General features: G+C 74.4%; 22 protein-coding genes and 1 pseudogene. 16 read left to right on the forward strand and 7 right to left on the reverse strand.

The window, feature by feature from the left end; genetic code table 11:
* Window positions 1-456, reverse strand: a pseudogene (locus ABZW03_RS09455) (hypothetical protein); the annotation flags it as partial.
* Window positions 457-889: 433 nt separating this feature from the next.
* Here ABZW03_RS09455 and ABZW03_RS09460 point away from each other — a divergent pair.
* The 4 genes from ABZW03_RS09460 to ABZW03_RS09475 all read left to right on the forward strand — a co-directional run bounded on the left by ABZW03_RS09460 (window position 890) and on the right by ABZW03_RS09475 (window position 6,057).
* Entirely contained in the window at window positions 890-1,732 is an 843-nt protein-coding gene (locus ABZW03_RS09460) for a nitrilase-related carbon-nitrogen hydrolase (protein ID WP_355254295.1), read from the forward strand.
* Between the two features lie 11 nt (window positions 1,733-1,743).
* Window positions 1,744-3,174, forward strand: a complete 1,431-nt coding sequence (gene hydA / locus ABZW03_RS09465) for a dihydropyrimidinase (RefSeq protein ID WP_355254297.1) — start codon at window positions 1,744-1,746, stop codon at window positions 3,172-3,174.
* A 107-nt stretch (window positions 3,175-3,281) separates the two neighbouring features.
* Window positions 3,282-4,295, forward strand: a complete 1,014-nt coding sequence (locus ABZW03_RS09470; RefSeq protein ID WP_355254299.1) for a TIGR03842 family LLM class F420-dependent oxidoreductase — start codon at window positions 3,282-3,284, stop codon at window positions 4,293-4,295.
* Window positions 4,296-4,473: 178 nt separating this feature from the next.
* Window positions 4,474-6,057, forward strand: coding sequence for an NCS1 family nucleobase:cation symporter-1 (locus tag ABZW03_RS09475; RefSeq protein ID WP_355254301.1), 1,584 nt, complete (start codon window positions 4,474-4,476; stop codon window positions 6,055-6,057).
* Window positions 6,058-6,129: 72 nt separating this feature from the next.
* On the opposite strand, the gene ABZW03_RS09480 is transcribed toward ABZW03_RS09475, so the two are convergent.
* Window positions 6,130-7,377, reverse strand: a complete 1,248-nt coding sequence (locus ABZW03_RS09480) for a glycosyltransferase (RefSeq protein ID WP_355254303.1) — start codon at window positions 7,375-7,377, stop codon at window positions 6,130-6,132.
* A 221-nt stretch (window positions 7,378-7,598) separates the two neighbouring features.
* Here ABZW03_RS09480 and ABZW03_RS09485 point away from each other — a divergent pair, with 221 nt between their 5' ends.
* Together ABZW03_RS09485 and ABZW03_RS09490 are read left to right on the forward strand one after the other, a co-directional pair.
* The gene (locus tag ABZW03_RS09485; protein ID WP_355254305.1) at window positions 7,599-7,865 is read left to right on the forward strand and encodes a GlsB/YeaQ/YmgE family stress response membrane protein; all 267 of its coding nucleotides are present in this window, start codon (window positions 7,599-7,601) and stop codon (window positions 7,863-7,865) included.
* A 221-nt stretch (window positions 7,866-8,086) separates the two neighbouring features.
* Complete coding sequence (locus tag ABZW03_RS09490; protein ID WP_355254307.1) at window positions 8,087-8,350, forward strand: GlsB/YeaQ/YmgE family stress response membrane protein; 264 nt, start codon at window positions 8,087-8,089, stop codon at window positions 8,348-8,350.
* Between the two features lie 120 nt (window positions 8,351-8,470).
* Here ABZW03_RS09490 and ABZW03_RS09495 read toward each other — a convergent pair whose 3' ends face one another.
* The 3 genes from ABZW03_RS09495 to ABZW03_RS09505 all read right to left on the reverse strand — a co-directional run bounded on the left by ABZW03_RS09495 (window position 8,471) and on the right by ABZW03_RS09505 (window position 11,077).
* On the reverse strand, window positions 8,471-9,394 hold the full coding sequence (locus ABZW03_RS09495; protein ID WP_355254309.1) for an ADP-ribosylglycohydrolase family protein: 924 nt from the start codon (window positions 9,392-9,394) through the stop codon (window positions 8,471-8,473).
* Window positions 9,395-9,501: 107 nt separating this feature from the next.
* Window positions 9,502-10,089: a TetR family transcriptional regulator gene (locus ABZW03_RS09500; RefSeq protein WP_355254311.1), complete on the reverse strand. Its 588-nt coding sequence runs from the start codon at window positions 10,087-10,089 to the stop codon at window positions 9,502-9,504.
* Window positions 10,090-10,261: 172 nt separating this feature from the next.
* Window positions 10,262-11,077 (reverse strand): hypothetical protein, encoded by an 816-nt coding sequence (locus ABZW03_RS09505; RefSeq protein ID WP_355254313.1) that lies wholly within the window; start codon window positions 11,075-11,077, stop codon window positions 10,262-10,264.
* A gap of 195 nt (window positions 11,078-11,272) precedes the next feature.
* Here ABZW03_RS09505 and ABZW03_RS09510 point away from each other — a divergent pair, with 195 nt between their 5' ends.
* The 8 genes from ABZW03_RS09510 (at window position 11,273) to paaE (ending at window position 20,249) form a co-directional block, all read left to right on the forward strand.
* Complete coding sequence (locus ABZW03_RS09510) at window positions 11,273-12,580, forward strand: histidine kinase (protein WP_355254315.1); 1,308 nt, start codon at window positions 11,273-11,275, stop codon at window positions 12,578-12,580.
* Window positions 12,577-13,236 (forward strand): response regulator transcription factor, encoded by a 660-nt coding sequence (locus ABZW03_RS09515; protein WP_355254317.1) that lies wholly within the window; start codon window positions 12,577-12,579, stop codon window positions 13,234-13,236. The genes ABZW03_RS09510 and ABZW03_RS09515 overlap by 4 nt, the downstream gene beginning before the upstream one ends.
* Before the next feature lie 808 nt (window positions 13,237-14,044).
* Window positions 14,045-15,748: a M20 family metallopeptidase gene (locus ABZW03_RS09520; protein ID WP_355254319.1), complete on the forward strand. Its 1,704-nt coding sequence runs from the start codon at window positions 14,045-14,047 to the stop codon at window positions 15,746-15,748.
* Between the two features lie 311 nt (window positions 15,749-16,059).
* Window positions 16,060-17,097, forward strand: a complete 1,038-nt coding sequence (gene paaA / locus ABZW03_RS09525) for a 1,2-phenylacetyl-CoA epoxidase subunit PaaA (protein ID WP_355254351.1) — start codon at window positions 16,060-16,062, stop codon at window positions 17,095-17,097.
* Window positions 17,094-17,411 carry a 1,2-phenylacetyl-CoA epoxidase subunit PaaB gene (paaB, locus tag ABZW03_RS09530; RefSeq protein ID WP_355254320.1) on the forward strand — a complete coding sequence of 106 codons (318 nt, stop codon included), beginning with the start codon at window positions 17,094-17,096 and terminating at the stop codon, window positions 17,409-17,411. The genes paaA and paaB overlap by 4 nt, the downstream gene beginning before the upstream one ends.
* Window positions 17,412-17,424: 13 nt before the next feature.
* Window positions 17,425-18,357 carry a 1,2-phenylacetyl-CoA epoxidase subunit PaaC gene (paaC, locus tag ABZW03_RS09535; protein WP_355254321.1) on the forward strand — a complete coding sequence of 311 codons (933 nt, stop codon included), beginning with the start codon at window positions 17,425-17,427 and terminating at the stop codon, window positions 18,355-18,357.
* Between the two features lie 38 nt (window positions 18,358-18,395).
* Window positions 18,396-19,010 (forward strand): 1,2-phenylacetyl-CoA epoxidase subunit PaaD, encoded by a 615-nt coding sequence (gene paaD, locus ABZW03_RS09540; RefSeq protein ID WP_355254323.1) that lies wholly within the window; start codon window positions 18,396-18,398, stop codon window positions 19,008-19,010.
* Window positions 19,011-20,249, forward strand: a complete 1,239-nt coding sequence (paaE, locus tag ABZW03_RS09545) for a 1,2-phenylacetyl-CoA epoxidase subunit PaaE (RefSeq protein ID WP_355254325.1) — start codon at window positions 19,011-19,013, stop codon at window positions 20,247-20,249. It begins immediately after the preceding gene.
* A gap of 4 nt (window positions 20,250-20,253) precedes the next feature.
* On the opposite strand, the gene ABZW03_RS09550 is transcribed toward paaE, so the two are convergent.
* Entirely contained in the window at window positions 20,254-21,369 is a 1,116-nt protein-coding gene (locus ABZW03_RS09550) for an NAD(P)-binding domain-containing protein (protein ID WP_355254327.1), read from the reverse strand.
* A gap of 174 nt (window positions 21,370-21,543) precedes the next feature.
* Window positions 21,544-21,915, reverse strand: a complete 372-nt coding sequence (locus ABZW03_RS09555) for a YbjQ family protein (protein ID WP_355254329.1) — start codon at window positions 21,913-21,915, stop codon at window positions 21,544-21,546.
* A gap of 125 nt (window positions 21,916-22,040) precedes the next feature.
* On the opposite strand from ABZW03_RS09555, the gene ABZW03_RS09560 reads away from it, so the two are divergent.
* Together ABZW03_RS09560 and ABZW03_RS09565 are read left to right on the forward strand one after the other, a co-directional pair.
* Window positions 22,041-22,970, forward strand: coding sequence for a hypothetical protein (locus ABZW03_RS09560; protein ID WP_355254331.1), 930 nt, complete (start codon window positions 22,041-22,043; stop codon window positions 22,968-22,970).
* 45 nt (window positions 22,971-23,015) lie between these two features.
* Window positions 23,016-23,834: a peptidyl-tRNA hydrolase gene (locus ABZW03_RS09565; protein ID WP_355254333.1), complete on the forward strand. Its 819-nt coding sequence runs from the start codon at window positions 23,016-23,018 to the stop codon at window positions 23,832-23,834.
* Window positions 23,835-23,919: the final 85 nt, after the last annotated feature.

A 23,919-nucleotide genomic window follows, 5' to 3' on the forward strand; every position in this document is an offset into this window, starting at 1 on the left:
GGGCAGCACCGGCCAGAGCGCGATCACCGAGATTAGGGTCAGCGAGAAGCTGAGCACGCCCCAGGGCAGCCGTCGGCGCACCGGCCCGAGCACGTACCCGCCGAGCAGCGCGGCGGCGACCAGTGAGAGCCCGTAGCCGCTGACCAGCCAGAGGTCGGCGCGCAGCGCGGCCAGGTGGTCCGCGACGCGGCCGCCGACCACCGCCTCGGCGGCCGTCCGGGAACCGGCCAGTTGGAGCGCGACGTCCGGTACGCGCGGTGCCTGGCGGTGGAACAGCAGCCCGCCGAGGACGGCCGGCAGGAGCGCGCCGAGGGCGAGCAGCAGACCGGCCCAGGCGGGCAGGGCGGGGGGCCGGGCCGTCGGGCCCCCGCCCGCCGCCGTACCCGTCGTCCCGGTCGGCTCCGCCGGTCCAGCTGGTCCAGCCCCTCCCGCCGCTTCACCTGCGGAATTCGTCACCGCCGTCATCGTCACCCCCGCTCGGCCGCCCCGATCCCCCGTGACCGAAGCGCTGAACTCGTATGGAACCACCCGGTACTGACGATCCGTCGTGATCCACAGCGATGTTCACGCGGGTCCTACCCCACCCTCGCCGATTGCGCACCCCGGGTGTCCGATTTCACTCGAACGAGTAAGAAGGCACCTCCCGGGGTAGATCAGCTTTTCATCCCACCCGGGCACGCCCGCGTGTCCGCGTAACAAGATCGCCCCAGACGCGTTACCGCCGACGTATTGTCAGGCCACCGAGGCCGGGCCTACCGTCTACAGATCGCTTTCTACGCACGTAGACCCCACGGTTCCCCGAGCGGACCCGCGGGGTGAGACCCGCCCCGTCAACCCTCAGACCGCGGGCCCGACCGCACGGCCGGACCGCGGAGTTGCGGAGGTACCCATGTCGCAGATCGTCCGTGCCGCGCTCGTCCAGACCCGCTGGACCGGCGACCAGGAGAGCATGATCGCGCTCCACGAGCGGTACGCCCGCGAGGCCGCCGCCCAGGGCGCGAAGATCATCGGCTTCCAGGAGGTCTTCAACTCCCCGTACTTCTGTCAGGTCCAGGAGGCCGAGCACTACCGCTGGGCCGAGGCCGTCCCGGACGGCCCGACCGTGCGCCGGATGCAGGACCTCGCCCGCGAACTCGGGCTGGTGATGGTCGTCCCGGTCTACGAGGAGGAACAGACCGGCGTCTACTACAACACCGCCGCCGTCATCGACGCCGACGGCAGCTACCTCGGCAAGTACCGCAAGCACCACATCCCGCAGGTCAAGGGCTTCTGGGAGAAGTACTACTTCAAGCCGGGCAACCTCGGCTGGCCGGTGTTCGACACCGCCGTCGGCAAGGTCGGCGTGTACATCTGCTACGACCGCCACTTCCCCGAGGGCTGGCGCGCCCTGGGGCTGGCCGGCGCGCAGATCGTCTACAACCCCTCCGCCACCAGCCGCGGGCTGTCCGGCTACCTCTGGCAGCTCGAACAGCCCGCCGCCGCCGTCGCCAACGAGTACTTCGTCGCCGCGATCAACCGCGTCGGCACCGAGGAGTACGGCGACAACGACTTCTACGGCACCTCCTACTTCGTGGACCCGCGCGGCCAGTTCGTCGGCGACGTCGCCTCCGACAAGGAGGAGGAGCTCGTCGTCCGCGACCTCGACCTCGGCCTGATCGAACAGGTCCGCCAGCAGTGGGCGTTCTACCGCGACCGCCGGCCCGACGCCTACGGACCGCTCGCCGAGGCGTGAGGAGCCGCGCGATGACCACCCGCGACCCGCACCAGCGCACCGTCGTCCGCGGCGGCCTCGTCGTCACCGCCACCGAGGAACTCCACGCCGACGTCCTGATCGAGGGCGAGCGCATCGCCGCCCTCGCCGCCACCGGCAGCTCCGCCGCCGAGGCCTGGACCGCCGACACCGTCATCGACGCCACCGGCCACTACGTCATCCCGGGCGGCGTCGACGCCCACACCCACATGGAGCTGCCGTTCGGCGGCACCGCGGCCTCCGACACCTTCGAGACCGGCACCCGGGCCGCCGCCTGGGGCGGCACCACCACCGTCGTGGACTTCGCCGTCCAGCCGGTCGGCGGCTCGCTGCGCGAGGGCCTGGACGCCTGGCACGCCAAGGCCGAGGGCAACTGCGCGGTCGACTACGCCTTCCACACCATCGTCTCCGACGTCAACGACGCCGTGCTGAAGGAGATGGACGCCCTCGTGGACTCCGGCGAGTCCACCTCCTTCAAGCTGTTCATGGCCTACCCCGGCGTCTTCTACAGCGACGACGGCCGCATCCTGCGCGCCATGCAGCGCGGTGCCGCCAACGGCGGGCTGATCATGACGCACGCGGAGAACGGCATCGCCATCGACGTCCTGGTCGAACAGGCGCTCGCCGCCGGGCGGACCGCCCCCCGCTTCCACGGCGAGGTCCGCCGCGAACTGCTGGAGGCCGAGGCCACCCACCGGGCGATCAGGCTCGCCCAGGTGGCCGGCAGCCCGCTCTACGTGGTGCACGTCTCCGCCGCCGCCGCGCTCGCCGAACTCTCCCGGGCCCGGGACGACGGCCTCAACGTCTTCGGCGAGACCTGCCCGCAGTACCTCTTCCTCTCCACCGACAACCTCGCCGAGGAGGGTGCCGACGGCTTCGAGGGCGCCAAGTACGTGTGCAGCACGCCGCTCCGGCCGCGCGAGCACCAGGAGGCGCTCTGGCGCGGGCTGCGCACCAACGACCTCCAGGTGGTCTCCACCGACCACTGCCCGTTCTGCTTCGTCGGCCAGAAGGAGCTGGGCCGGGGCGACTTCTCGAAGATCCCCAACGGCCTGCCGGGCGTCGAGAACCGGATGGACCTGCTCCACCAGGCCGTGGTGGACGGGCACATCAGTCGGCGCCGCTGGGTCGAGATCGCCTGCACCACCCCGGCCCGGATGTTCGGCCTGCACCCGCGCAAGGGCACCATCGCCCCGGGCGCCGACGCCGACCTGGTGGTCTACGACCCCACCGCGGTGCAGACCGTCTCCGCCGCGACCCACCACATGAACGTGGACTACTCGGCCTACGAGGGCCGCCGACTCACCGGCCGGGCACGGACGGTGATGTCGCGCGGCACCATCGTGCTGGACGGCGGCGAGTGGCTCGGCCGGGCCGGCCACGGCAGCTTCCTGCGCCGGGACACCTGCCAGTACCTGGTCTGAGACCTCTCCCACCCCTCGACGTCCGTTCGCCGCCGCCCGCCACCAGCCCTGCCGCCTTGGCGGGGAAGCCGGGTAGCGGCGGCCGAATCCCTTACCTGGAGCCCCTCATGGACATCGGCCTCGTCCTCCAGACCGACCCGCCCGCCCGGCTGCTCATCGACCGGATGATCCGCGCCGAGCGGGCCGGTTTCAGCCACGGCTGGACCTTCGACTCCTGCGTGCTGTGGCAGGAGCCCTTCGTCATCTACAGCCGGATCCTCGCCGAGACCGAACGGATCACCGTCGGCCCGATGGTCACCAACCCCTCCACCCGCACCTGGGAGGTGACCGCCTCGATGTTCGCCACGCTCAACGACATGTACGGCAACCGGACGGTCTGCGGCATCGGCCGCGGCGACTCCGCCATGCGGGTCGCCGGACGGCGCCCCGCCACCCTCGCCCGGCTCTCCGAAGCCATGCACGCCATCAAGGAGTTGGCCGAAGGGCGCACCGCCGAGGTGGACGGCACCGAGATGCGCCTGCCGTGGGTCGGCGCCGACGCGTCGCTGCCGATCTGGATGGGCGCGTACGGGCCGAAGGCGCTGAATCTGACCGGGCGTCAGGCAGACGGATTCATCCTCCAGTTGGCCGATCCGTTCCTCACCGAGTACATGGTCAAGGCGGTGCGGGCCGCCGCCGTCGAGGCCGGCCGGGACCCGGACTCGCTCACCATCTGCGTCGCCGCCCCGGCCTACGTCACCACCGACGACTCACCGGAGGTGCTCGCCCACGCCCGGGAGCAGTGCCGCTGGTTCGGCGGGATGGTCGGCAACCACGTGGCCGACCTGGTCGGCCACTACGGCGAGCACTCCGACCTGGTGCCGGAGGCGCTCACCGACTACATCAAGGGCCGCCAGGGCTACGACTACAGCCACCACGGACGGGCCGGGAACCCGGACACGGCCTTCGTCCCGGACGAGATCGTGGACCGCTTCTGCCTGATCGGCCCGGTGGAGGCGCAGCGGGCCCGGCTGGCGGAGCTCCGCGCGCTCGGCGTCGACCAGTTCGCCGTCTACGCCATGCACGACGCCATCGAGACCACCATCGACGCGTACGGGACGGACGTCATCCCGCACCTGTGACGTCCCGCCCGGTGGCGCCCCGCACCTGTTGCGCCCCGTCCGATGGCGCCCCGAACCTGCGACGTCCCGCCCGGTGGCGCCCCGGCGGGGGCGTCGGATGCGAACCAGCCCATGGAACCGCCTGTGACCCCCACCTGAGCTCAGCCGCGGATCCACCCGCGGCGGACGGGAGTTGTCCGTGCCCGACACCGAGACCAGCGGCGGCAGACAGTGGCGTCACCCCGACGGCCGGGTCGAACTCGACCCGGCCGCCGGGGAATTGCCCCCCAACGGCTTCACCAGCGACGACCTGCGACCGGTCCCGGTGGCGCGGCGCACCTGGACCACGTACAACTTCCTCGCGCTCTGGGTCGGCATGGCCCACAACATCCCGTCCTGGAGCCTGGCTTCGGGCCTGGTCACGCTCGGCATGGACTGGAAGCAGGCCGTCCTGACGATCGCGCTCGCCAACCTCGTCGTGCTCCTCCCGATGCTGCTCACCGGGCACGCCGGCACCAAGTACGGCATCCCGTTCCCGGTCTTCGCCCGCGCCTCCTTCGGACTGCGCGGCGCCAACCTGCCCGCCCTGCTGCGGGCGGCGGTGGCCTGCGCCTGGTTCGGCATCCAGACCTGGATCGGCGGCGAGGGCATCTTCCTGCTGGCGGGCAAGCTGCTCGGCGAATCCTGGCGCACGGCAGGGGAGTTCGGCGGCTACCCGTGGACGCAGTGGCTCTCGTTCCTGCTGTTCTGGCTGATCGAGATGGCCCTCATCGCGCGGGGGATGGAGGCGCTGCGGCGGTTCGAGAACTGGGCGGCGCCGTTCGTCATCGTCGGTGCGCTCGCGCTGCTGGTCTGGATCACCGTCAAGGCGGGCGGGCTCGGGCCGCTGCTCGACCAGCCGTCCAGGCTGGGGTGGGGCGGCGGCTTCTGGAAGGTCTTCTTCCCGGCGCTGATGGGCATGATCGGGTTCTGGTCCACTCTCTCGCTGAACATCCCCGACTTCACCCGCTTCGGCGGCAGTCAGCGGGCCCAGATCCGCGGACAGGCGCTCGGCCTGCCGACCACGATGACGCTCTTCGCCTTCCTGTCCGTCCTGGTCACCTCGGGCTCCGAGGCGGTCTACGGGGTGCCGGTGTGGGACCCGATCCAGCTGGCGGCCAAGATGGAGAACCCGGTCGGCATCCTGTTCGCGCTGCTGACCGTGCTGGTCGCGACGCTGTCGGTGAACATCGCCGCCAACGTGGTCTCGCCCGCCTACGACCTGGCCAACCTGCTGCCCCGCCTGGTCACCTTCCGCACCGGTGCGCTGGTCACGGGGGTGGTCGGGATCGCGATCTTCCCGTGGCGGCTGATCTCCGACCCGCACGTGTACATCTTCACCTGGCTGGGCGTGGTCGGCGGACTGCTCGGCACGGTGGCCGGGGTGCTGATCGCCGACTACTGGGTGCTGCGGCGCACCCGCCTCCGGCTCGCCGAGCTGTACCGGCCGGGCGGGGCGTACTGGTACGCGGCCGGCTGGAACTGGCGGGCCGTCGCGGCGCTGCTGGTGGGCGGCGTGCTGGCGGTCGGCGGCTCCTACTCCACCCTCGACGCCGAGGGCGCGAAGCAGGGTCCGTTCCCGGCGGACGGGCTGATCCCCGTCCTCAAGCCGCTCGCCGACTACGGCTGGGCCGTCGGGCTGACGGCGGCGGCTGTGGTGTACCTGGGGCTGAGCGCGGTGTTCGGGAGCGGAGTGCGAAGGAGGGGGAGGACTGACGGGCGACGGCTGACAGATGACAGCTGACAGATTTCGAAAGTTGTCAGCTGTCAGCTGTCGGTTGTTCGTCGTTCGCTGTCCGCCGCCCGCTGTCGCCCGTCACCCGGTCGCTGCCGCCGCCCGTTCGACGGCGGTGAGGACCTTCGCCGTGCCGTCCTCGGCGGCCAGGGCAGTGGCGACGGCCCGGGCGCGGGTGCGGTATCGGGGGTCGTCGAGGGTCAGGCGGAGGGCGGTGGCGAGGCGGGCGGCGGTGAGGGCGCGCAGCGGGACGGGGCCGGGGGAGACGCCGAGCCGGGCCAGTCGGGCGGACCAGAACGGTGCGTCGAGTTGGGCGGGCACCGGGACGGTGGGGGTCCCGGAGCGGAGGACGGCGGCCGTGGTGCCGGCGCCCGCGTGGTGGACCACGGCGGCGGTGCGGGGGAAGAGCCAGTCGTGCGGGGTGTCGCCGATGGTCAGGACGGAGTCGGAGTCCTCGGCGGTCAGTTCGCTCCAGCCCGACTGGAGGAGCAGCCGCACCCGGGCGGCGCGGGCGGCGGCGAGGACGGTCGCGGTGAGCCGCTCGGGGTCGGGGACGACCAGGCTGCCGAAGCCGACGAAGACCGGCGGCGGTCCGGCGGCGAGGAAGTCGAGCAGCCGGGCCGGGGGTCGCCAGTCCGGCCGCTCGGCCGGCCACCAGTAGCCCGCCACGTCCAGCCGGGGGTGCCAGTCGGCGGGCCGGGGCACCACCAGGGGCGAGAAGCCGTGCAGGACGGGGTGGTCGCGGCGGGCCCGGGCGATCCCGAGCGGCGGCAGGCCGAGCCGTCGGCGCAGCCTGCGGACGGCCGGGACGAACAGCTGGTCGGTCGCGGCCTGGACGGCGTGCCCCGCCAGCAGGTTCCCAGACCGCCCGAGCGAGCGGGTGCCGGTGACGGCGGGCGCGAACTCCCGGGTCGGGGCGAGCGGTTGGAGGTACAGTCCGATCGTGGGAAGGCCGGCCGCCTCGGCGGCGACCTGGCCGAGCGCGCTGGTGGTGCTGGTGGTCAGCAGCAGGTCGGTGCCGAGTGCGGTGGCATCGGCGATGCCGTCGCCGAGTGCCGGCATGAACTTCCGGCCGAGCCGCAGGAGTTGCAGGACGCCGCTCGCTCCGCCGCCGGCCCGCAGCAGGCGGCGGCCCTCGGCGGAGGCGAGTTCGGCGCGCGGGTCGACCGGCAGCGGACGGAACTCCAGACCGGCGGCCCGCACCGACTCGGCGAAGGTGCCGTGGGTGGCGACGGCCACCTGATGCCCGGCCGCCCGCAGCCGGACGCCGAGCCCGGTGAAGGGGGCCACGTCGCCCCGGGAGCCGGCGGTCGCGATCAGGATGCGCATGGCCGCAGTATTTCGGCGCGGACGGCCTGCGGGAAGGGCGCCACGCGCGGTCGGTCCGGCCCGTCGGCCGGCTTCGGGGGCGGGTCCGCAGGCGGTACCGGGCGAGCGGACCCGGGCGGCGGGACCGACGCGAGCGGAACCGGGGGACCGGGCGGCGGCGTCCTTCCCGGCAGAGCGGACGGGACGGGGCCCGTCGCGCCTCGGACGGGAGGGGATGACGGATGAGCATCGTCGCGTGGATCGTGCTGGGCCTGCTGGCGGGCGCGCTGGCCAAGCTGCTGCTGCCGGGGAAGGACCCGGGCGGCCTGATCGTGACCACCCTGATCGGCATCGCCGGGTCCTTCGTCGGCGGCTGGATCGCGTCGCACTTCCTGCACCGCTCGGTCACCGCGCACTTCTTCGACGCGGCGACCTGGGTGTCGGCGATCGGCGGCGCCCTGGTGCTGCTGATCGTCTACCGGCTGCTGTTCGGCAACTCGCGCCGCTGACGGGCGAGTTCGGTGCGGACCCGGCGCCCGCGCAGGGGCAGGGGCAGGGGGTGGGGACGGGGCGCCGAGGCCCCGTCCGCAGCCCGGAGCGGCAGCGCCCGGATGGCCGGTTCGGACCGGTCGTTCCGGGCGCTGGAACGGTGCGAGGCTCCCGTACGTCCTTCCGGTCGGACCCGGGGGGCTCGACGGGGTCGTCACACCGATGACGCAAGGGGCGGCGGATGAGCTGGATGGCGTGGATCGTGCTGGGCCTGGTGTCGGGGACGCTGGCCCGGATGGCGATGTCGCGGGGTGAGCGCGGCCTGATCAGCAGCACCCTGATCGGCATCACCGGCTCCTACATCGGTGCCTGGATCGTCGCGCACTGGATGCACGGCACGGTGAAGCCGAGCCTGCTCGACGTCACGACCTGGGTGTCGGCGATCGGCGGTGCGATGGTCCTGCTGTTCGCCTACCGGGTGCTCCGCTTCGTCTCCCGGCGCTGACCGCCCGGCGCTGGCCGCCTGGCGCCGAACGCCGAAACACCGGGCGCCGGCCGCCCGGACAGGCTGACGTCCCGGCCGCCCGGACCGCCCGCCGTCCCCGCCGTCCCCGCCGCCCCCCGGTCACCGGTCGGTGGCCCGGGACGCCTCGGCGACCCAGCCCGGGAGCCGCTCGCGCGCGGCGAGCCAGCCGGGCGGCACCTCCGCGAGCCCCGTCCGGGCGGCGACCACGCCGGCCGCGATGGCACAGGTGGTGTCCGTGTCGCCCCCGCCCTCCAGGGTGTGCCAGACGGCCTCGGACAGGGAGTCCAGGTGCCCGGCCGCGGACCAGAGCGCGAACGGCACGGTGTCCTGGGCGGAGATCAGCGTTCCCGAGCCGAGCACGTTGGCGGCGCGCCGGACACTGGTGTGCCCGGGCAGCCGGGCGGCGATCCGCAGTCCGGACCGGACGTCGCTCTCCGGCAGCCGTCCGGCGATCTCGGTCAACAGCTCCGCCCGGCCGGGCGGAGCCCCGCCCCGGCTCCGGACCGCCAGCGCCGCCGCGAGCGCGACCGCCACCGCGCCGGCGACCGCCTCCGGGTGGAAGTGGGTGGTGAGCGCCTGGAGTTCGGCCTGCCGGACCACCGCGTCGAGGTCGTCGGCGAACCGGGCTCCCAGCGGGGCGACCCGCATCGCGGCGCCGTTCCCGTGCGAGCCCTGGCCCTTGAACTGGCCCGCGGTGATGGCGCGCCAGTCCCCGCCGGCGCCGATCCCGCGCAGCACCCGGTGCATCGACGGGCCGTACTTGCGCCCGTACTCGCGGGCGTACTCGGCGGCGAACTCCCGGGCGAGCGCGTCCGGTCGGACCTCGCCCGAGTCGATCAGGTGGCGGACCAGCACGAGCGCCATGGCGGTGTCGTCGGTCCAGTGCCAGGGCGCGGGCCGGACCAGACGGGCGGCCAGGGCGGCGAGCGCCTCGTCCGGCGGGACCGAGAACCAGCGGTCGCCGAAGGCGTCGCCGAGGGCGAGTCCCTCCAGGCTGTCCAGGACCGGGCCGGCCGCGCGCATGTCATCCTCCAGGTGAGATCAACTGTGCGCGGCAGTCTGCCGGACGGGCGAGGCGCCGACCAGCGGTTTTCCCTCCGCCGTCAGGCGCCCCGCTCACCGGTGGCCGGTCACTTCGCCTTCAGGCCGCCGAGGACGAGCTTCCAGACGCCCTCGAACCGGTCCTCGGTCCCGGGGGCGGACCAGGTGGACGCGTAGGCCGGGTCGTGGAACGGGCCGGTGGCGTCGAAGACGGCGCGGGCGGTGTTGCGGATGTGGGCGAGCTTGAACTCCTTGCCGTCCATGCCGTCCTGGACGATCTGCGCGATCTGGTCGACCAGGGTGTCGATGTGGGTGTCCACCAGGCCGCTGTTCTCCGCGACCAGCACCATGTAGGTGGCGAACAGCTCCGGGTCGTCCAGCGCCTTCTTCCGCTTGGCCGTGAACAGCGTGGTCAGCCACCGGTGCAGCCGGGTGGCGGCGGGGCCGCCCTCGTCGGAGATGGCCGCTAGTTCGAAGTGCGCCTGGTCGAGCCAGCGCTGGGTGACGGCCTCGCGCAGCGCGGACTTGCTGGGGAAGTGGCGGTAGACGCTGCTGTGGCTGACGCCGAGGATGCGGGCGACGTCCACGACGGTGGCCTTGACCGGGCCGAACCGCCGGAGGACGTCCTCCGCCGCGATCAGGATCTGTTCGGCGGTGAGTGCGGTGTCCGTGGTCACGGGGACGTCCTTAGGTCGTGCGGTCGGGGCGTGCGCCGAGGGCGCCGGTGGCGCGGTCAGCGCTCGCTGTCCAGGTGGGCCAGCTGTGCGGCAGCGTACCTGTCACCGGCGGCGTCCCCGGCGGGTACGGCGGCCACGATCGAACGGGAGAACGGCGAGCGCTCGACCGTTCTCATCCGGCGGGCGTGGACGTCGCGTCCCTCCGGTACGTCGGGTCGGCGGCGGGGCCCACGGCCGGCGCCCAGGTCTCCCGTCCGCCGGGCGACCGGAGCAGGTAGGCGCGGGCGGGCGGCACGTTGCGCCACACCGTGCGCTCGCCCAGGCCGTAGGTGGCCTCGAACCGGCGCAGCAGCCGCACCACCGTCCGGTGGCGGGCGCCCCGGCGGGGGCCCGAGGTGAGGGTGCGCGCCGTCGTCGTGCCGAGGTACCCGAAGTACGTCAGCTCGCCGCCGGGCGCCAGCAGCCGCAGGTAGAGGTCGAGGATGTCGCGCACCTGCGCGGGCTCGAAGTTGGTGAAGGGCAGCCCGGACACGATCACGTCGTACCGCTGCGCGCCGTCCTCGGGCCCGGCCCCTTCCGACGCCGTCGGGCCGCAATCCGGCAGTTCCTCGACCCGGCAGGCCGACAGCCGCAGCCCGACCCCCGGGTGGCGTGCGGCCAGGACCGGATCCTCCCGCAGCCGGTCGGCGAACCGGGGGTTGGCCTCGACGACGTGCAACCGGTCGCCCGGGCGCAGCACCTGGACCAGTCGGCGGGTCACCACGCCGGTGCCGGCGCCGACCTCCAGCACCGAGACCGGGCGGTTCGGGCGGCTGGTGACCGGTACCACCAGCGCGTTCACCAGCTCCGGGCCGCTCGGGGCCAGTGCGCCGGTGTCGTGGAAGGTGCGCAGCGCCTCGGCGAGGAACAGCAGGTGGTCCCCGCCGGCGGGCGAACCGTACCGGGGAGAAGGGGAGTCGGGGCGGTGGCGGAGCAGTTCGTCGGTCATGGGGTCGACGCTAGGCAGGGCGGAGCCGCCGCGGATCGGCCGTTCAGCGGCGCCGACCCCTGACGAAAGTCGAGGGTGCGGTTACCCGGAAGACAGAGGCGCTCCGCGGCCGAGCGCCCCTAGGGTCTGTCTCGAGCCCGAAGTGCCGGACGGCGGAAGGCTCTCCGAACGGGGAAGGCGGAAAGGAGGAGCGCCATGCGCAGGAGTGTGCTCGGCTGGTACGGGCCGGACCACCGGGCCGGAACGGACACGTTGTTGCTGCTCGGCCTGCTCGGGCTGGCCGCCGAGGAGGCGCTGGTCCAGTGGGCGTCCTCCGACGGTCCGCTGCGCCTGCCGCAGACGGTCCTGGCCACGCTCGCCGCGCTCTCGCTCTTCCTCGCCCGCCGCCACCCGGTGGCCGCGGCCGTGCTGCCGGTGCTCACCGGCGGGCTGTTCAACCGGGCCTTCCCAGGCCTGTTCAACGTGTTCCACCTCGCCTACCTGGGCCGAACGGGCCCGGCGGTGGCGGGCGGCGCGGTCATCGCGGTGACCAGCGGGACGGACGCGGATTCGCTGGCCGGGTGGGCCGGTGCCGCCGGGTCCCAACTCCTGGTCCAGGCCGCCACCCTGGCCGTCGGCCTGTGGCTGCACGGCAGACGCGTGCTGATCCGCACCCTGCACGAGCAGGTCGACGCGCTGCGCCGCGAGCGCGAGCTGCGGGCCGAACAGGCCCGGGCGGCCGAACGCGCCCGGATCGCCCGGGAGATGCACGACGTGCTGGCCCACCGGCTCAGCCTCCTGGTGCTGCACGCCGGGGTGCTGCGGGACCAGGCCAGGGCCGGCACCGTCGCCGCCGACCTCGACCGGCTCACCCACCGCCTCGAACTGCTGCGCACCACCGCGGCCCGCTCGCTCGACGACCTGCGCGACGTCCTGGGCGCGCTGCGGGCCGACCCGCCCGCCCCGCCCGCCCCACGAGGCGAGCCGCCCGTGCCCGCCGAGGGCGGGCGCGTCCCGGCACCCGCCCTGCGCGACCTCACCGAACTCGTCGGCGAGGCGACCCAGGCCGGTCAGCGGGTCGAACTCGCCCTCTCCGGGGACCCGGAGACCGTCCCGACCACCCACCGGCTGGCCGTGCACCGGCTGGTCCAGGAGGCGCTGACCAACGCCCGCAAGCACGCGCACGCCGCGCCCGTCACCGTCCGGGTCGGCTACGGGGCGCCGGCGACGACGGTCGAGGTCCGCAACGGCCCGGGCGAGGCGCCGCCGGACGGGCCGGGCGCCGGTGGCGGGTACGGGCTGGTGGGGCTGGCCGAACGGGTCGACGCCCTCGGCGGCCACCTCGACACCGGTCCGGACGGCAGCGGCGGCTTCCGGCTCTCCGCCCGGTTACCCGCGCCGGACCGCCCGCCGGACCGGCCGCAGGCGTTGCGACACCCGGAGCCGCCGAGGCAGCCGAAACAATGGGGGGCGGAGCAGGATCCGGAGCAGGAACCGAGTCAGCAGCCGAAGGGTGCCGCATGATCCGAACCATGGTGGTCGACGACGACGCGCTGGTGCGCCTCGGCCTGGTCGACCTCCTGACCCAGGACCCGGCGCTCACCGTGGTCGCCGAGGCCGCCGACGGGCTGCAAGCCGTCGAACTCGCCGCCGGCCGACGGATCGACGTCGTGCTGATGGACATCCGGATGCCCCGGCTCGACGGGATCGCCGCCACCCGGCGGCTGCGCGAACTCCCCGACAGCCCGCGGGTCATCGCCCTCACCACCTTCGACCTGGACGAGTACGTGTACCGGGCGCTCGCCGCCGGGGCGGACGGCTTCCTGCTGAAGGACACCCCGCCCGCGGAGATCGCCCGGGCCGTCCACGTCGTCGCGGGCGGCCAGGGGATGCTGCACCCGGCGGCCGCGCGGCGGCTGATCGACCGGTACCACCAGGTCGGGGCGCCCCGGTCGGTGGCCGCCCGCAACCGGGTCGCCGGGCTCACCCCACGGGAGACGGACGTGCTGCGCGAACTCGCCGACGGGCTCTCCAACGCCGAGATCGCGGGCGTGCTCGGGATGCGCGAGAGCACCGTCAAGGCGCACGTCAGCCGGATCCTGACCGGGCTCGGGGTCGGCAACCGGGTCCAGGCGGCGCTGCTCGCCCGCGACGCGGGGGTGGTGCGCGACGGGGGCTGAGGGCGGCCGGCCGCGATCGGCCGTACCCAGGGCGGGGCACCGGGGTTCCGGTCGGTCGGGTACGTGCACGCACGCTCGTACCCGGGCAGCCTCCCACCGTGCCCGGGTGCGACCGGGCGTGCCGGAGCGCGTCGGCCGAGGCATGCCGGGGCTCGGCGGGGCACACGGGGGCACGGCATCGGCCGTTGTTCACGCGGGTGTTCCCCGGATGTCGCCCGGGAGCCGGGGCGGGCGTCGGAGCGGGCTTCCCTGAGCCGCCGCGTGCTCCCGGTTCGTACCGCGTGCTGAGCCGCTGTCACCCATCCGGCGTGGAAATGCCGTGCCTTGGCCGTTTGCGCTGCCGAACTCGGGCGGCGGGTCCATGGTGGAGATGGGCGCGATCCGGCGACCGCGCCCGCGCGCCGATCCAGGCCCGCGCGCCGAGCGCCCGCGCCGATCGCGGACGGGCGGCCTCCGAAGCGGGGCCCGGTACCGGCACGCTGGGAGCAGGGCCACCTCGCAGGAAACCGAACGGTTCTTCTAGGCTCACATCTCGGCTTTCCCTGCGGCGGTCCGGCCACTGCGCCCGCCGCCGGGAGGCCGCCGTCCACGGGGCTCCGGGCGGACCGGGGCCACCGGATCGAGCGAGGAGGACGCACATGCCAAGCACGCCGCCCAACCGTTCCACCGCACTTGGGCCAGACGGACCGGTCCGGTGGGCCGCCCTTCGGCCCGGCCGACCGGCGCGGTCAGGCCGGGCCTGGTACCCGGGTGGGAGCAGCCGGCCGGTACGGCCGCTGAATACCGGCGGCGGCCGCGGAGGCGAGCGTTGAGTCCGCAGACCGTCGGGTCGCCCGCCGTGCCGGGCGCCGCCGCGGAACCCGCTCCGACCTCGGTCACCGTCCCGGCCGCCACCGACGGCGAGGCCGTCGCCGCGGCCGCCGCCTCCGCGACCACCGCCGCGACCGCGACCGCGACCGCCGGCACCGCCACGGCCGGCGCCGGCGGCCCGGCAACTTCCGCTCCCGCTCAGGCCACTGCGGTTCCGGCCGGGCCGGTCCAGGTCGGTGCCGCTGTGCCCGGTGCCGCGAAGGCCACCGCGGCCAGGGCGGCCGTCACCAAGGCCGCAACCGCCAAGACCGCGGCCGCCACTACCGCAACCGCCACTACCGCAACCGCCACTACCGCCAAGTCCGCCCTCACGAAGTCCTCCCTCGCCTCATCCGTCGCCGCCAAGGCCCCGGCGTCGAAGCCCGCTGCCGTGCAGGCCGCCGTCGCGCAGACGACTGTCGCGAAGCCGGCGACGGGACCGGCCGCCACCGCCGGCCCCGGTGTCACCGCCGTCACCGCCGTCACCACGGCGCTGCCCGGCCTGCCGCAGGCGCTCAGCACCCGTGCCCGTACCCTCGCCGGAGCCGTCCGGCGCCGCTGCGCCGACCTGGCGCGGATCGAGTCGCCGAGTGGGGACGCCCCCAGACTCGACGCCCTCGCCGAGGAGTTGGCCGCCGGCTTCCGGGCCACCGGTGCCACCGCCCGGCGCGAACCCGGACCGGCCGGGGACCACCTCGTACTGGAGTGGGCGGGCCGGGACGAGTCCCTGCCGCACCTGCTGATCGTCGGGCACCACGACACCGTCTGGCCGGTCGGCACGCTCGCGGACTGGCCGGTGACCGAGCAGGACGGTCGGCTCACCGGCCCCGGCGTGGTCGACATGAAGGGCGGACTCGCCGTCCTGGAGGGTGCGTTGGCTCTGCTCGCGGACCTGGGCGAGCGCCCGCACCGCACCGTCCGGCTGGTCGTGGTCTCCGACGAGGAGGTGGGCAGCCCGGACGGTCGGCGTCTGGTCGAGCGCCAGCTGCGCGGCGCCGCCGCCGTCCTGGGGCTCGAACCGCCGCACCCCGACGGCCGGTTGAAGACCGCCCGGCGCGGCAGCACCCGGGTACGGCTCACCGTGACCGGCCGGGAGGCGCACGCGGGCAACGACGCCCACGACGGGGTCTCCGCGGTCGACGAGCTGGTGGACCAGCTCGTGCTGGTGCGCGACCTGGCCGGCCAGCCCGGAACCGAGCTCAACGCCGGTCGGATCAGCGGTGGTTCGCGTGCCAACGTGGTCGCCGGCCGGGCCGAGGCCGAGCTGGGGCTGCGGTTCTCCACCGCCGAGGCGCAGCGCCGTACGCTGGACCACCTCGCCCGGCTCACCGCGCTGCGTCCGGGCGCCCGGGTCCGTACGGAGGTGCTGTCCAGCCGTCCGGCGTGGCCCGAGCGGACCGGAAACCCGCTGCTGCGGCACGTGCGTTCGCTCGCCGCGGTGCTCGGGCAGCAGCTGGACGGCGCCCCGGCGGGCGGGGCGGGGGACACCAACCTGCCGGGCTCGCGCGGCCTCCCGACCCTGGACGGATTCGGTGCGGTCGGCGCCGGGGCCCATGCCCGGCACGAACACATCCGGCTCGACCAGATCGCCCCCCGGATCGCCCTGCTGGCGGCGCTGCTCGCCGTGCCGCTGCCGCGCCTGCGGGACCGCGCGGAGGGCTGATCGGGCCGCGAACCGGCGGTGATCCGGCGGTGATCCGGCCGCGAACCGGCCGCGAACCGGCCGTGATCCGGCGGTGAGCCGGCCGTGACCGCCGCGCTGACAGCGAACAGAGTGCAGCCGACGGATAACAGCCGACAGATAACAGCTGACAGATTCTGAAATCTGTCAGCTGTTATCCGTTTGCGCACCTTGCCATCCCCTCGCCCCGCCGCGCACAATGGTACCGACCGAACGGTCAGTCGGTTGGCCGGTCGGCACTCCGGCGAACCGACCGGGCAGGACACGAGAGGGGACCCGTGGTGACAGCAGAGGTGGCCGAGGCGGTCCCCGCGCAGACGCCGGAGGACCGGTTCGAGGCGGTCGTCGCCGCCGAGCAGCGGATCGAGCCCAGGGACTGGATGCCCGACGCCTACCGGGCCACCCTGATCCGCCAGATCGCCCAGCACGCCCACTCCGAGATCATCGGCATGCAGCCCGAGGGCAACTGGCTGACCCGGGCGCCGTCCCTGCGCCGCAAGGCCATCCTGCTCGCCAAGGCCCAGGACGAGGCCGGCCACGGCCTCTACCTCTACGCCGCCGCCGAGACCCTCGGCGTCGACCGCGCCGAACTCACCGAGAAGCTGATCGCCGGCCGCCAGAAGTACTCCTCGATCTTCAACTACCCGACCCTCACCTTCGCCGACGTCGGCGTGATCGGCTGGCTGGTGGACGGCGCCGCGATCTGCAACCAGGTCCCGCTCTGCCGCTGCAGCTACGGCCCCTACGCCCGCGCGATGGTGCGGATCTGCAAGGAGGAGTCCTTCCACCAGCGCCAGGGCTACGAGCTCCTGATGACGCTGATGCGCGGCACCGAGGCCCAGCGCCGGATGGTCCAGGACGCGGTGGACCGCTGGTGGTGGCCCTCGCTGATGATGTTCGGCCCCTCGGACGCCGACTCGCCGAACACCGCCCGCTCGATGGCCTGGCGGATCAAGCGGCACAGCAACGACGAGCTGCGCCGCCGCTTCGTCGACATGACCGTTCCGCAGGCCGAGCACCTGGGCGTCACCCTCCCGGACCCCGAGCTGCGCTGGAACGAGGAGCGCGGCGGCTGGGACTTCGGCGAGCCGGACTGGTCCGAGCTGACCAGGGTCATCCAGGGCCAGGGCCCCTGCAACGCCCAGCGGATCGAACGCCGCCGCGCCGCCCACGAGGACGGTGCCTGGGTGCGCGAGGCGGCCGTCGCCTACGCGGCCAAGCGCGCCGCCGAAGCCGCCGCGGCCGGTGAACCCACCGGACCCGAGGACTCCACGGCGTCCACCGAAGCCACCGAAGCCACCGAAGCCACCGAACAGGAGAACGGAAAGTGACCGACCCCCAGGTTGGCTCCCCGGCCGGGTCCAAGGCCGACTGGCCGCTGTACGAGGTCTTCGTGCGCCCCCGGCGCGGGCTGAACCACGTCCACGTCGGCTCGCTGCACGCCTCCGACGACCGGATGGCCCTGCTCGCCGCCCGCGACCTCTACACCCGCCGCAACGAGGGCGTCAGCCTCTGGGTGGTCCGCTCGGACGCGATCACCGCCTCCACCCCGGACGAGCGCGACCCGTTCTTCGAGCCCAGCGGCGACAAGGTCTACCGCCACCCGACCTTCTACGACATCCCCGAGGATGTCCCGCACATCTGACGGGGGAGCCACCGTGCACGACCACACCACCTCCACCACCGGCACCGCCACCGGCCCGGGCGCGGACCCGGACGACCACGTCTACCTCAGCCTCGCCGACGCCACCCCCGGTCCCGAGGGCGAGGGCCGCTGGGCGTACGGAACGGGCTTCGCCGACCCGCTGCTCGGCGTGGACACCGCGCTGCCCGCCGGTCTGGACGGCGCCGACCTCGCCGCCTACTGCCAGATGCTGGGCGACGACGCCCTGGTCCTCGCCCAGCGGCTGATCGAGTGGTGCACCCGGGCGCCCGAGCTGGAGGAGGAGGTCGCGCTCGCCAACCTGGGCCTCGACCTGCTCGGCCAGGCCCGCCTGCTGCTCACCCGGGCCGGCCAGGCGGACGGCACCGGTCGCACCGAGGACGACCTGGCGTACTGGCGGGAGGAGCACGAGTTCCGCAACGTCCGCCTGGTGGAGACGCCGAACGGCGACTTCGCGTACTCGATCGCCCGGCTGCTGCTGTTCTCCACCGCGCGCGGCGCCCTCTACGAGGCGCTGAGTGCCCACCCCGACCCGGTGCTGGCGGCGGTCGCCGCCCGGGGGGTCAAGGAACTGGCGTACCACCGGGAGTACGCCACCGCCTGGACACTGCGCCTCGGCGACGGCACGCCGTACTCCGCCGGGCGGATGCAGGCCGGACTGGACGCGGTCTGGCCGCTGCTGGAGGAGCTGTTCACGGCGCACCCGGTGGAGCTGCGCGCCGGCGTCGACCCGGCGACCCTGCGCGAACCGGTGCTGCGCTCGCTCGCCGCCGTCCTCGCCGAGGCCGGGCTGACCGTGCCGGACGTCCCCCCGCTGGCCACCGTGCTCGGCCGGGCCGGCCGGGACGGCGTGCACACCGAGGCGCTCGGCCCACTGCTCGCCGAACTCCAGGTGGTGGCCCGCGCCCACCCGGGGGCGACATGGTGACGGGCGACACGACGGCGGGCGCAGCCGGTCCGGCACACGTGGCAGGCGCGGCTGGCGCGGCAAGCGCCGCCCCCGGCCCGACGCCCCGCGACCTGGCCCGGGCGGTCGCCGGGGCCGTCCCGGACCCGGAGCTGCCCATGCTCACCCTGGCCGACCTGGGCGTCCTGGCCGAGGTCGAGGTGGACGGCGACAGCGGCGCGGTGACCGCCTGGCTGACCCCGACCTACTCGGGCTGCCCCGCCGTCGCCGAGATGGCCGCCGACGTGGACCGCCGACTGCGCGCGGCCGGGTACCCGGACGTCCGGGTGCGGCTGCGGCTGGACCGGCCCTGGTCCACCGACCTGATCACCGCCGAGGGCCGCCGCAAGCTGGCCGAGGCAGGCATCGCCCCGCCGCGCCCGACCTCCGCCGTCGCGGCCGTCACGTCCGTCGCGGCCGTCACGTCCGTCGCGGCCGTCACGTCCGTCGCGGTCGGACCGGTGGCGCTCACCCTCGGCCCGACCCGCACCGGGACCGCCGAGAGCCGGGTGCCCTGCCCGCTCTGCGGCGGCACGGAGACGGAGGAGCTGTCCCGCTTCGGCTCCACCGCCTGCAAGGCGCTCTGGCGCTGCCGCGCCTGCCGGGAGCCCTTCGAACGCGTCAAGGAGATCTGAATGCCCGCCGCCGTCCCGCCCGCCTCCGCCGACGTCCGGTCGCCCGACTCCGCCGACGCCCCGGTGTCCGCCGCCGCCGACGTCCGGACGTCCGACGTCCCGGCGTCCGGTGGCCAGTCGTCCGCCGACCGGCCGTCCGGCGTCCGCCCCGCCCGTCGTCCGGCCTTCCACCGGCTGCGGATCGACCGGGTCGAGCGGCTCTGCGAGGACGCCGTCGCGGTGACCTTCGCGGTGCCGGACGGGCTGGCGGAGGAGTACGCCTTCCGGCCGGGGCAGACGCTGACCCTGCGCAAGGTGGTGGACGGCACCGACGAGCGCCGCTCGTACTCGATCTGCGCCCCGGTCGGCGGGCCGCTGCGGATCGCCGTCCGGGAGGTGCCCGGCGGGCTGTTCTCGCGGTGGCTGGTGCGCGAGGCGGAGCCGGGCGAGGAGGTGGAGGTGCTGACACCGTCCGGCCTGTTCACCCCCGAACTCGGCGTCCCGGCCGACCACGTGCTGCTCGCGGCCGGCTCCGGCATCACCCCGATGCTGTCCATCGCCGCCTCCGTGCTGGCCGCCGACCGCAGCTCCACCGTCACCCTGCTCTACGGCAACCGGCGCAGCGACACCGTGATGTTCGCGGACGAGCTGGCCGACCTGAAGGACCGCTACCTCGGCCGCTTCCAGCTGGTCCACGTGCTCTCCCGGGAGACCAGGGACGCCGAACTGCTCAGCGGCCGGCTGGACCCGGAGCGGGTACGGGCGCTGCTGGCGGCGCTGGTGGACGTCGGGAGCGTTGGGCACTGGTGGCTGTGCGGCCCGTTCGGCATGGTCGTCGGGGCGAAGGACCTGCTCGCCGAGCTGGGCGTGCCGGGCGAGCGGGTGCACCAGGAGCTCTTCCACGCCGAGGACGAGCCGCTCCCGGAGCGCGACGAGGACTGGGACCGGAGCGACGCCTCGTCCGACGGGGCGTCGGGCGGCCCGCAGAGCGAGGTCACCGTCGTCCTCGACGGCCGCGGCAGCACGCTCTGCCTCCCGCAGGACCGCTCGATCCTGGACGGCGCCCAGCGCTCCCGCCCCGACCTGCCCTTCGCCTGCAAGGGCGGGGTGTGCGGCACCTGCCGCGCCCTGGTCACCGAGGGCGAGGTGGAGATGCGCCGCAACTTCGCGCTGGAGGAGAAGGAGCTGGCGGCCGGCTACGTCCTCACCTGCCAGGCCCGCCCGCTCACCGACCGGGTGACCGTCGACTACGACCGCTGAGCCTTCAGACGGCGACGGGCTCCACGGCGAGACCCGCGGCGCCCTCCACCGCAGGCTCCACCGCCGGGTCCCCGAGCAGCCCGACCAGGTCGTTGACCGCCGCGCGGCCGGCCCGGTTGGCGCCGATGGTGCTGGCGGACGGCCCGTAGCCGACCAGGTGGACCCGGGGGTCGGCGGTGGCGCGGGTGCCGGTGAGCGCGATGCCGCCGCCGGGGGAGCGCAGCCCGAGCGGGGCGAGGTGCCCGACCTCGGGCCGGAAGCCGGTCGCCCAGACGATCGCGTCCACCGCCAGCTCCTCGTCGCCCCAGGCGACCCCGTGCTCGGTCAGGCGGTCGAACATCGGCCGGCGGTGCAGCGCGCCCAGCTCCTTGGCGCGCCGGTAGGCGACGGACGGGCCGAGCCCGGTCACGCTCACCACGCTGCGCACCGGCAGGCCCTGCCGGACCCGCTCCTCGACCTTGGCGACCACCGCGCGCCCGTACTCGGGGGTGAACGGTCCGTCGTGGAAGACGGGCTCGGAGCGGGTGACCCAGACCGTCTCGCCGACCGCCGCCACCTCCGACAGCACCTGGATCGCCGAGGCGCCGCCGCCCACCACCAGCACGCGCCGGCCCGCGAACTCCTCGGGGCCGCGGTACTCGGCGTAGTGCAGCTGGCGGCCCGCGAAGTGGCCGGGGTAGTGCGGGAGGAAGGGGCGGGTCCAGGTGCCCGTGGCGTTGATCAGCGCGCGGGTGGACCAGGTGCCGCGGTCGGTCTCGACCAGCAGTCGGGAGGCGGGGTCCTCGGACTCGGCGCGTACGGCGCGCACCGTGACCGGGCGTACGACCGGGAGCGCGTGCCGGGCCTCGTACGCCGCGAAGTACCCCGGCACCACCTCGCGCGCGGGGGCCTCGGGGTCCGGCGGCGGGAGTTCGGCGTCCGGGAGGTCGTGGAACCCGTGCACGGTGGCCATCCGCAGGGACGGCGAGCGGTGCGCCCAGGCGCCGCCCGGGCCGGCGTCGGCGTCGAGCACGACGAAGCCGCCGTCGGCGCCCGCCCGGTAGGGGGCGAAGCCGCGGCGGCGCAGGTGGTAGGCGGCGGACAGGCCCGCCTGCCCGGCGCCCACCACCAGGACGTCCACGCGTCGCTGAACGCTGTTCGTTGCACCGTAAACAGTCACGCCCGTGAAACATCCGGGGCCTGACGGCTGTTCCCACCCAGGCCCACCGGGGCCCCGCCGGGTTCCGGCAGGATGTCGGCGGCGGGTGTGGACGATGGGGCGCGAACGAAGAGCCGACAGGCGTGGACGGGCGCGTCAGGAGGCCGGGGAGATGACCGCGGCGGTGCCGTAGGCGCAGACCTCGGTGCCGACGTCGGCCGCCTCCGTGACGTCGAAGCGCATCATCAGGACGGCGTTGCCGCCGCGCGCCTTGGTCTGCTCGATCAGCCGCTGCATCGCCTCGTTGCGGCTCTCGACCAGGGTCTTCGTCAGACCGCGCAGCTCGCCGCCGATCAGCGACTTCAGACCGGCGCCGATCTGGCTGCCGATGTGGCGGCTGCGCACGGTCAGCCCGAAGACCTCGCCGATCACGTGGTCGACCCGGAAGCCGGGGATGTCGTTGGTGGTCACGACCAGGACGTCGGCGTTCGGGCCCTGCCCGCCGCCGTACTCGTTGATGTCAGCCATGGGACGCATCCTGCCAAGTTCCTGCGTCCGGGTGACAGAGGCAGGGCCGGGCGGTGGCCGAGAAGGCATCCGGAAGCTGGTCCGGACCGGTGATCGGGGGCCCGAAAGGCCGTACCGTTAGCCCCATGGGCGAGCGAAGCGATCATCCACAGGGGCCGGGCGCGGCGGAGGACTCCGGCGCGCAGGAGATCGAGGCGACGGTGGTGCTGGGCCTGCGGATCACCGACTGGCCGGCCCTGCGCGCGGCCGCGATCAGGGCCGTCGAGGAACTGGACTTCGACGGCATCGACCCGGCCGGCCAGCGCCGCGAACTGCTGCGCGAGGTCACCGAGGACGCCAACGCGGCGCTCGGCGCGCTGCTCCATCCGGACCGGCTGGTGGCCGCCATCCCCGGCGTCGAGGCGCTCGGCGGGACGCTCGAGATCAGCGTCACGGAGGACTTCACCCCCGACTTCGCCGAGCTCTTCCCGCTGGAGGGCGACGAGGAGGAGGGCGGCGCGGGCGCGGACTGGACGCTCACCCCGCGCACCGCCTGCCTGCTCCACGCCCAGCTGATCGGCCTGGCCGACGCCGCGTACGACGACTTCGACGAGCACGGGGACGAGCCGGTCGTCGACGGCGAGGACGCGGACTGGACGGTCTTCGCCCGGCTCCCCCAGCGCACCTGGCGGATGCACCGGGGGTGGCGCCGCGCGATGGCCCGGGCCTTCGACGACCTCGCCGACGACCTCGCGCTCGGCGAGTGGCCGCTGCCGCGCTGCCTGGCGGAGGAGATCGCGCTCCGGATGGCCCTGGTGGACGCCCGGGCGCTGCTCGGGGCGCAGCCCGAGTCGGTGGCGGACATGATGGGCGACCTCCCGGCCGACCTGTACGACTACGACTGGGACGGTTGCCACGACGAACTGTTCGGGGTCTACGGGCCGGACGACGGCGACGCGGAGCTGGGGGCGGAGCAGCGCACGGAGATGCTGCTGTCGGCCACCCACCCGGAGGGCTGGTTCCTGATGTACGAGGACGCGGAGGAACGCGATCCGCAGCGCGGCTACCGGCGCTGACGGGGTGGGGCGGGACGGCCGGGGCGGGGCTGGCATCCTGGACGGGTGACTTCTTCCGATGACCCGACTTCCGCTTCCCCGACCTCCGCTGCTCCGGCTTCCACCGCTCCGGCGGTCGACCCCGTCGACGTCCCGGAAAGCCCGGCGACCCCGGAAGCCCCCGACGCCTCGGAGGCCCCGGAGGCTCCCGGGCGCGAGGACCGCGACGAGCGGCCGCAGTACGTGCTGCCGCTGGTCGTCCGGCTGGAGAAGGCCACTCCGCCGGGGCGGACGGACGCGCTGGAGACCTCGGCGCGGGCGGTGCTCACCCTGCTGTCCGACCCGCGGGTGACCGAGGCGGACGGCGAGTGGGCGGAGCGGGTGGTGGCCTGGGAGGACGCCCGGATCCGCAAGGTGGTCCGGCGGGCCCGGGGCGGGGAGTGGCGTCGGGCGGGCGAGCTGCCGGGCGTCACGGTGCACGGGCGCGAGGCGGAGGTGCGGGTGTTCCCGCCGGTCCCGCTGGACGGCTGGCCGAAGGAGCTCGCGAAGCTCCAGGTGTCCGGGACGGACCTGGAGGAGACGGCGGAGGTCGGGGCGCCCGAGCCCGGGCTGCCGGTGCTGTGGCTCAACCCCGAGCTGGAGATGAGCGCGGGCAAGACGATGGCGCAGACCGGGCACGCCGCCCAGCTCGCGTGGTGGCGGCTGGACGAGGCGCAGCGCAAGGAGTGGGCCGAGGCCGGCTTCGCGCTCGCGGTCCGGACGGCCACGCCGGAGGCCTGGCAGGAACTCGTCCGCAGCGGGCTGCCGGTGGTCCAGGACGCGGGCTTCACCGAGATCGCGCCGGGCAGCTGCACGGTGATCGCGGAGCATCCGGCGCTGCGCTGACGGGGCGGCGGACGACAGTCGGTCGGCGACGGCGAACAGATGACAGATGACAGCGAACAGATGACAGATTTCGAAATCTGTCATC

Source organism: Kitasatospora sp. NPDC004799 (assembly GCF_040609095.1).
Taxonomy (GTDB): domain Bacteria; phylum Actinomycetota; class Actinomycetes; order Streptomycetales; family Streptomycetaceae; genus Kitasatospora.

What these genes read in the sequence shown, in the direction of transcription:
- ABZW03_RS09460 (WP_355254295.1), top strand. Translation starts at nt 890, where the DNA reads ATGTCGCAGATCGTCCGTGCCGCGCTCGTCCAGACCCGCTGGACCGGC.
- hydA (WP_355254297.1), top strand. Translation starts at nt 1,744, where the DNA reads ATGACCACCCGCGACCCGCACCAGCGCACCGTCGTCCGCGGCGGCCTC.
- ABZW03_RS09470 (WP_355254299.1), top strand. Translation starts at nt 3,282, where the DNA reads ATGGACATCGGCCTCGTCCTCCAGACCGACCCGCCCGCCCGGCTGCTC.
- ABZW03_RS09480 (WP_355254303.1), bottom strand. Translation starts at nt 7,377, where the DNA reads ATGCGCATCCTGATCGCGACCGCCGGCTCCCGGGGCGACGTGGCCCCC.
- ABZW03_RS09485 (WP_355254305.1), top strand. Translation starts at nt 7,599, where the DNA reads ATGAGCATCGTCGCGTGGATCGTGCTGGGCCTGCTGGCGGGCGCGCTG.
- ABZW03_RS09490 (WP_355254307.1), top strand. Translation starts at nt 8,087, where the DNA reads ATGAGCTGGATGGCGTGGATCGTGCTGGGCCTGGTGTCGGGGACGCTG.
- ABZW03_RS09495 (WP_355254309.1), bottom strand. Translation starts at nt 9,394, where the DNA reads ATGCGCGCGGCCGGCCCGGTCCTGGACAGCCTGGAGGGACTCGCCCTC.
- ABZW03_RS09505 (WP_355254313.1), bottom strand. Translation starts at nt 11,077, where the DNA reads ATGACCGACGAACTGCTCCGCCACCGCCCCGACTCCCCTTCTCCCCGG.
- ABZW03_RS09510 (WP_355254315.1), top strand. Translation starts at nt 11,273, where the DNA reads ATGCGCAGGAGTGTGCTCGGCTGGTACGGGCCGGACCACCGGGCCGGA.
- ABZW03_RS09515 (WP_355254317.1), top strand. Translation starts at nt 12,577, where the DNA reads ATGATCCGAACCATGGTGGTCGACGACGACGCGCTGGTGCGCCTCGGC.
- paaE (WP_355254325.1), top strand. Translation starts at nt 19,011, where the DNA reads ATGCCCGCCGCCGTCCCGCCCGCCTCCGCCGACGTCCGGTCGCCCGAC.
- ABZW03_RS09555 (WP_355254329.1), bottom strand. Translation starts at nt 21,915, where the DNA reads ATGGCTGACATCAACGAGTACGGCGGCGGGCAGGGCCCGAACGCCGAC.
- ABZW03_RS09560 (WP_355254331.1), top strand. Translation starts at nt 22,041, where the DNA reads ATGGGCGAGCGAAGCGATCATCCACAGGGGCCGGGCGCGGCGGAGGAC.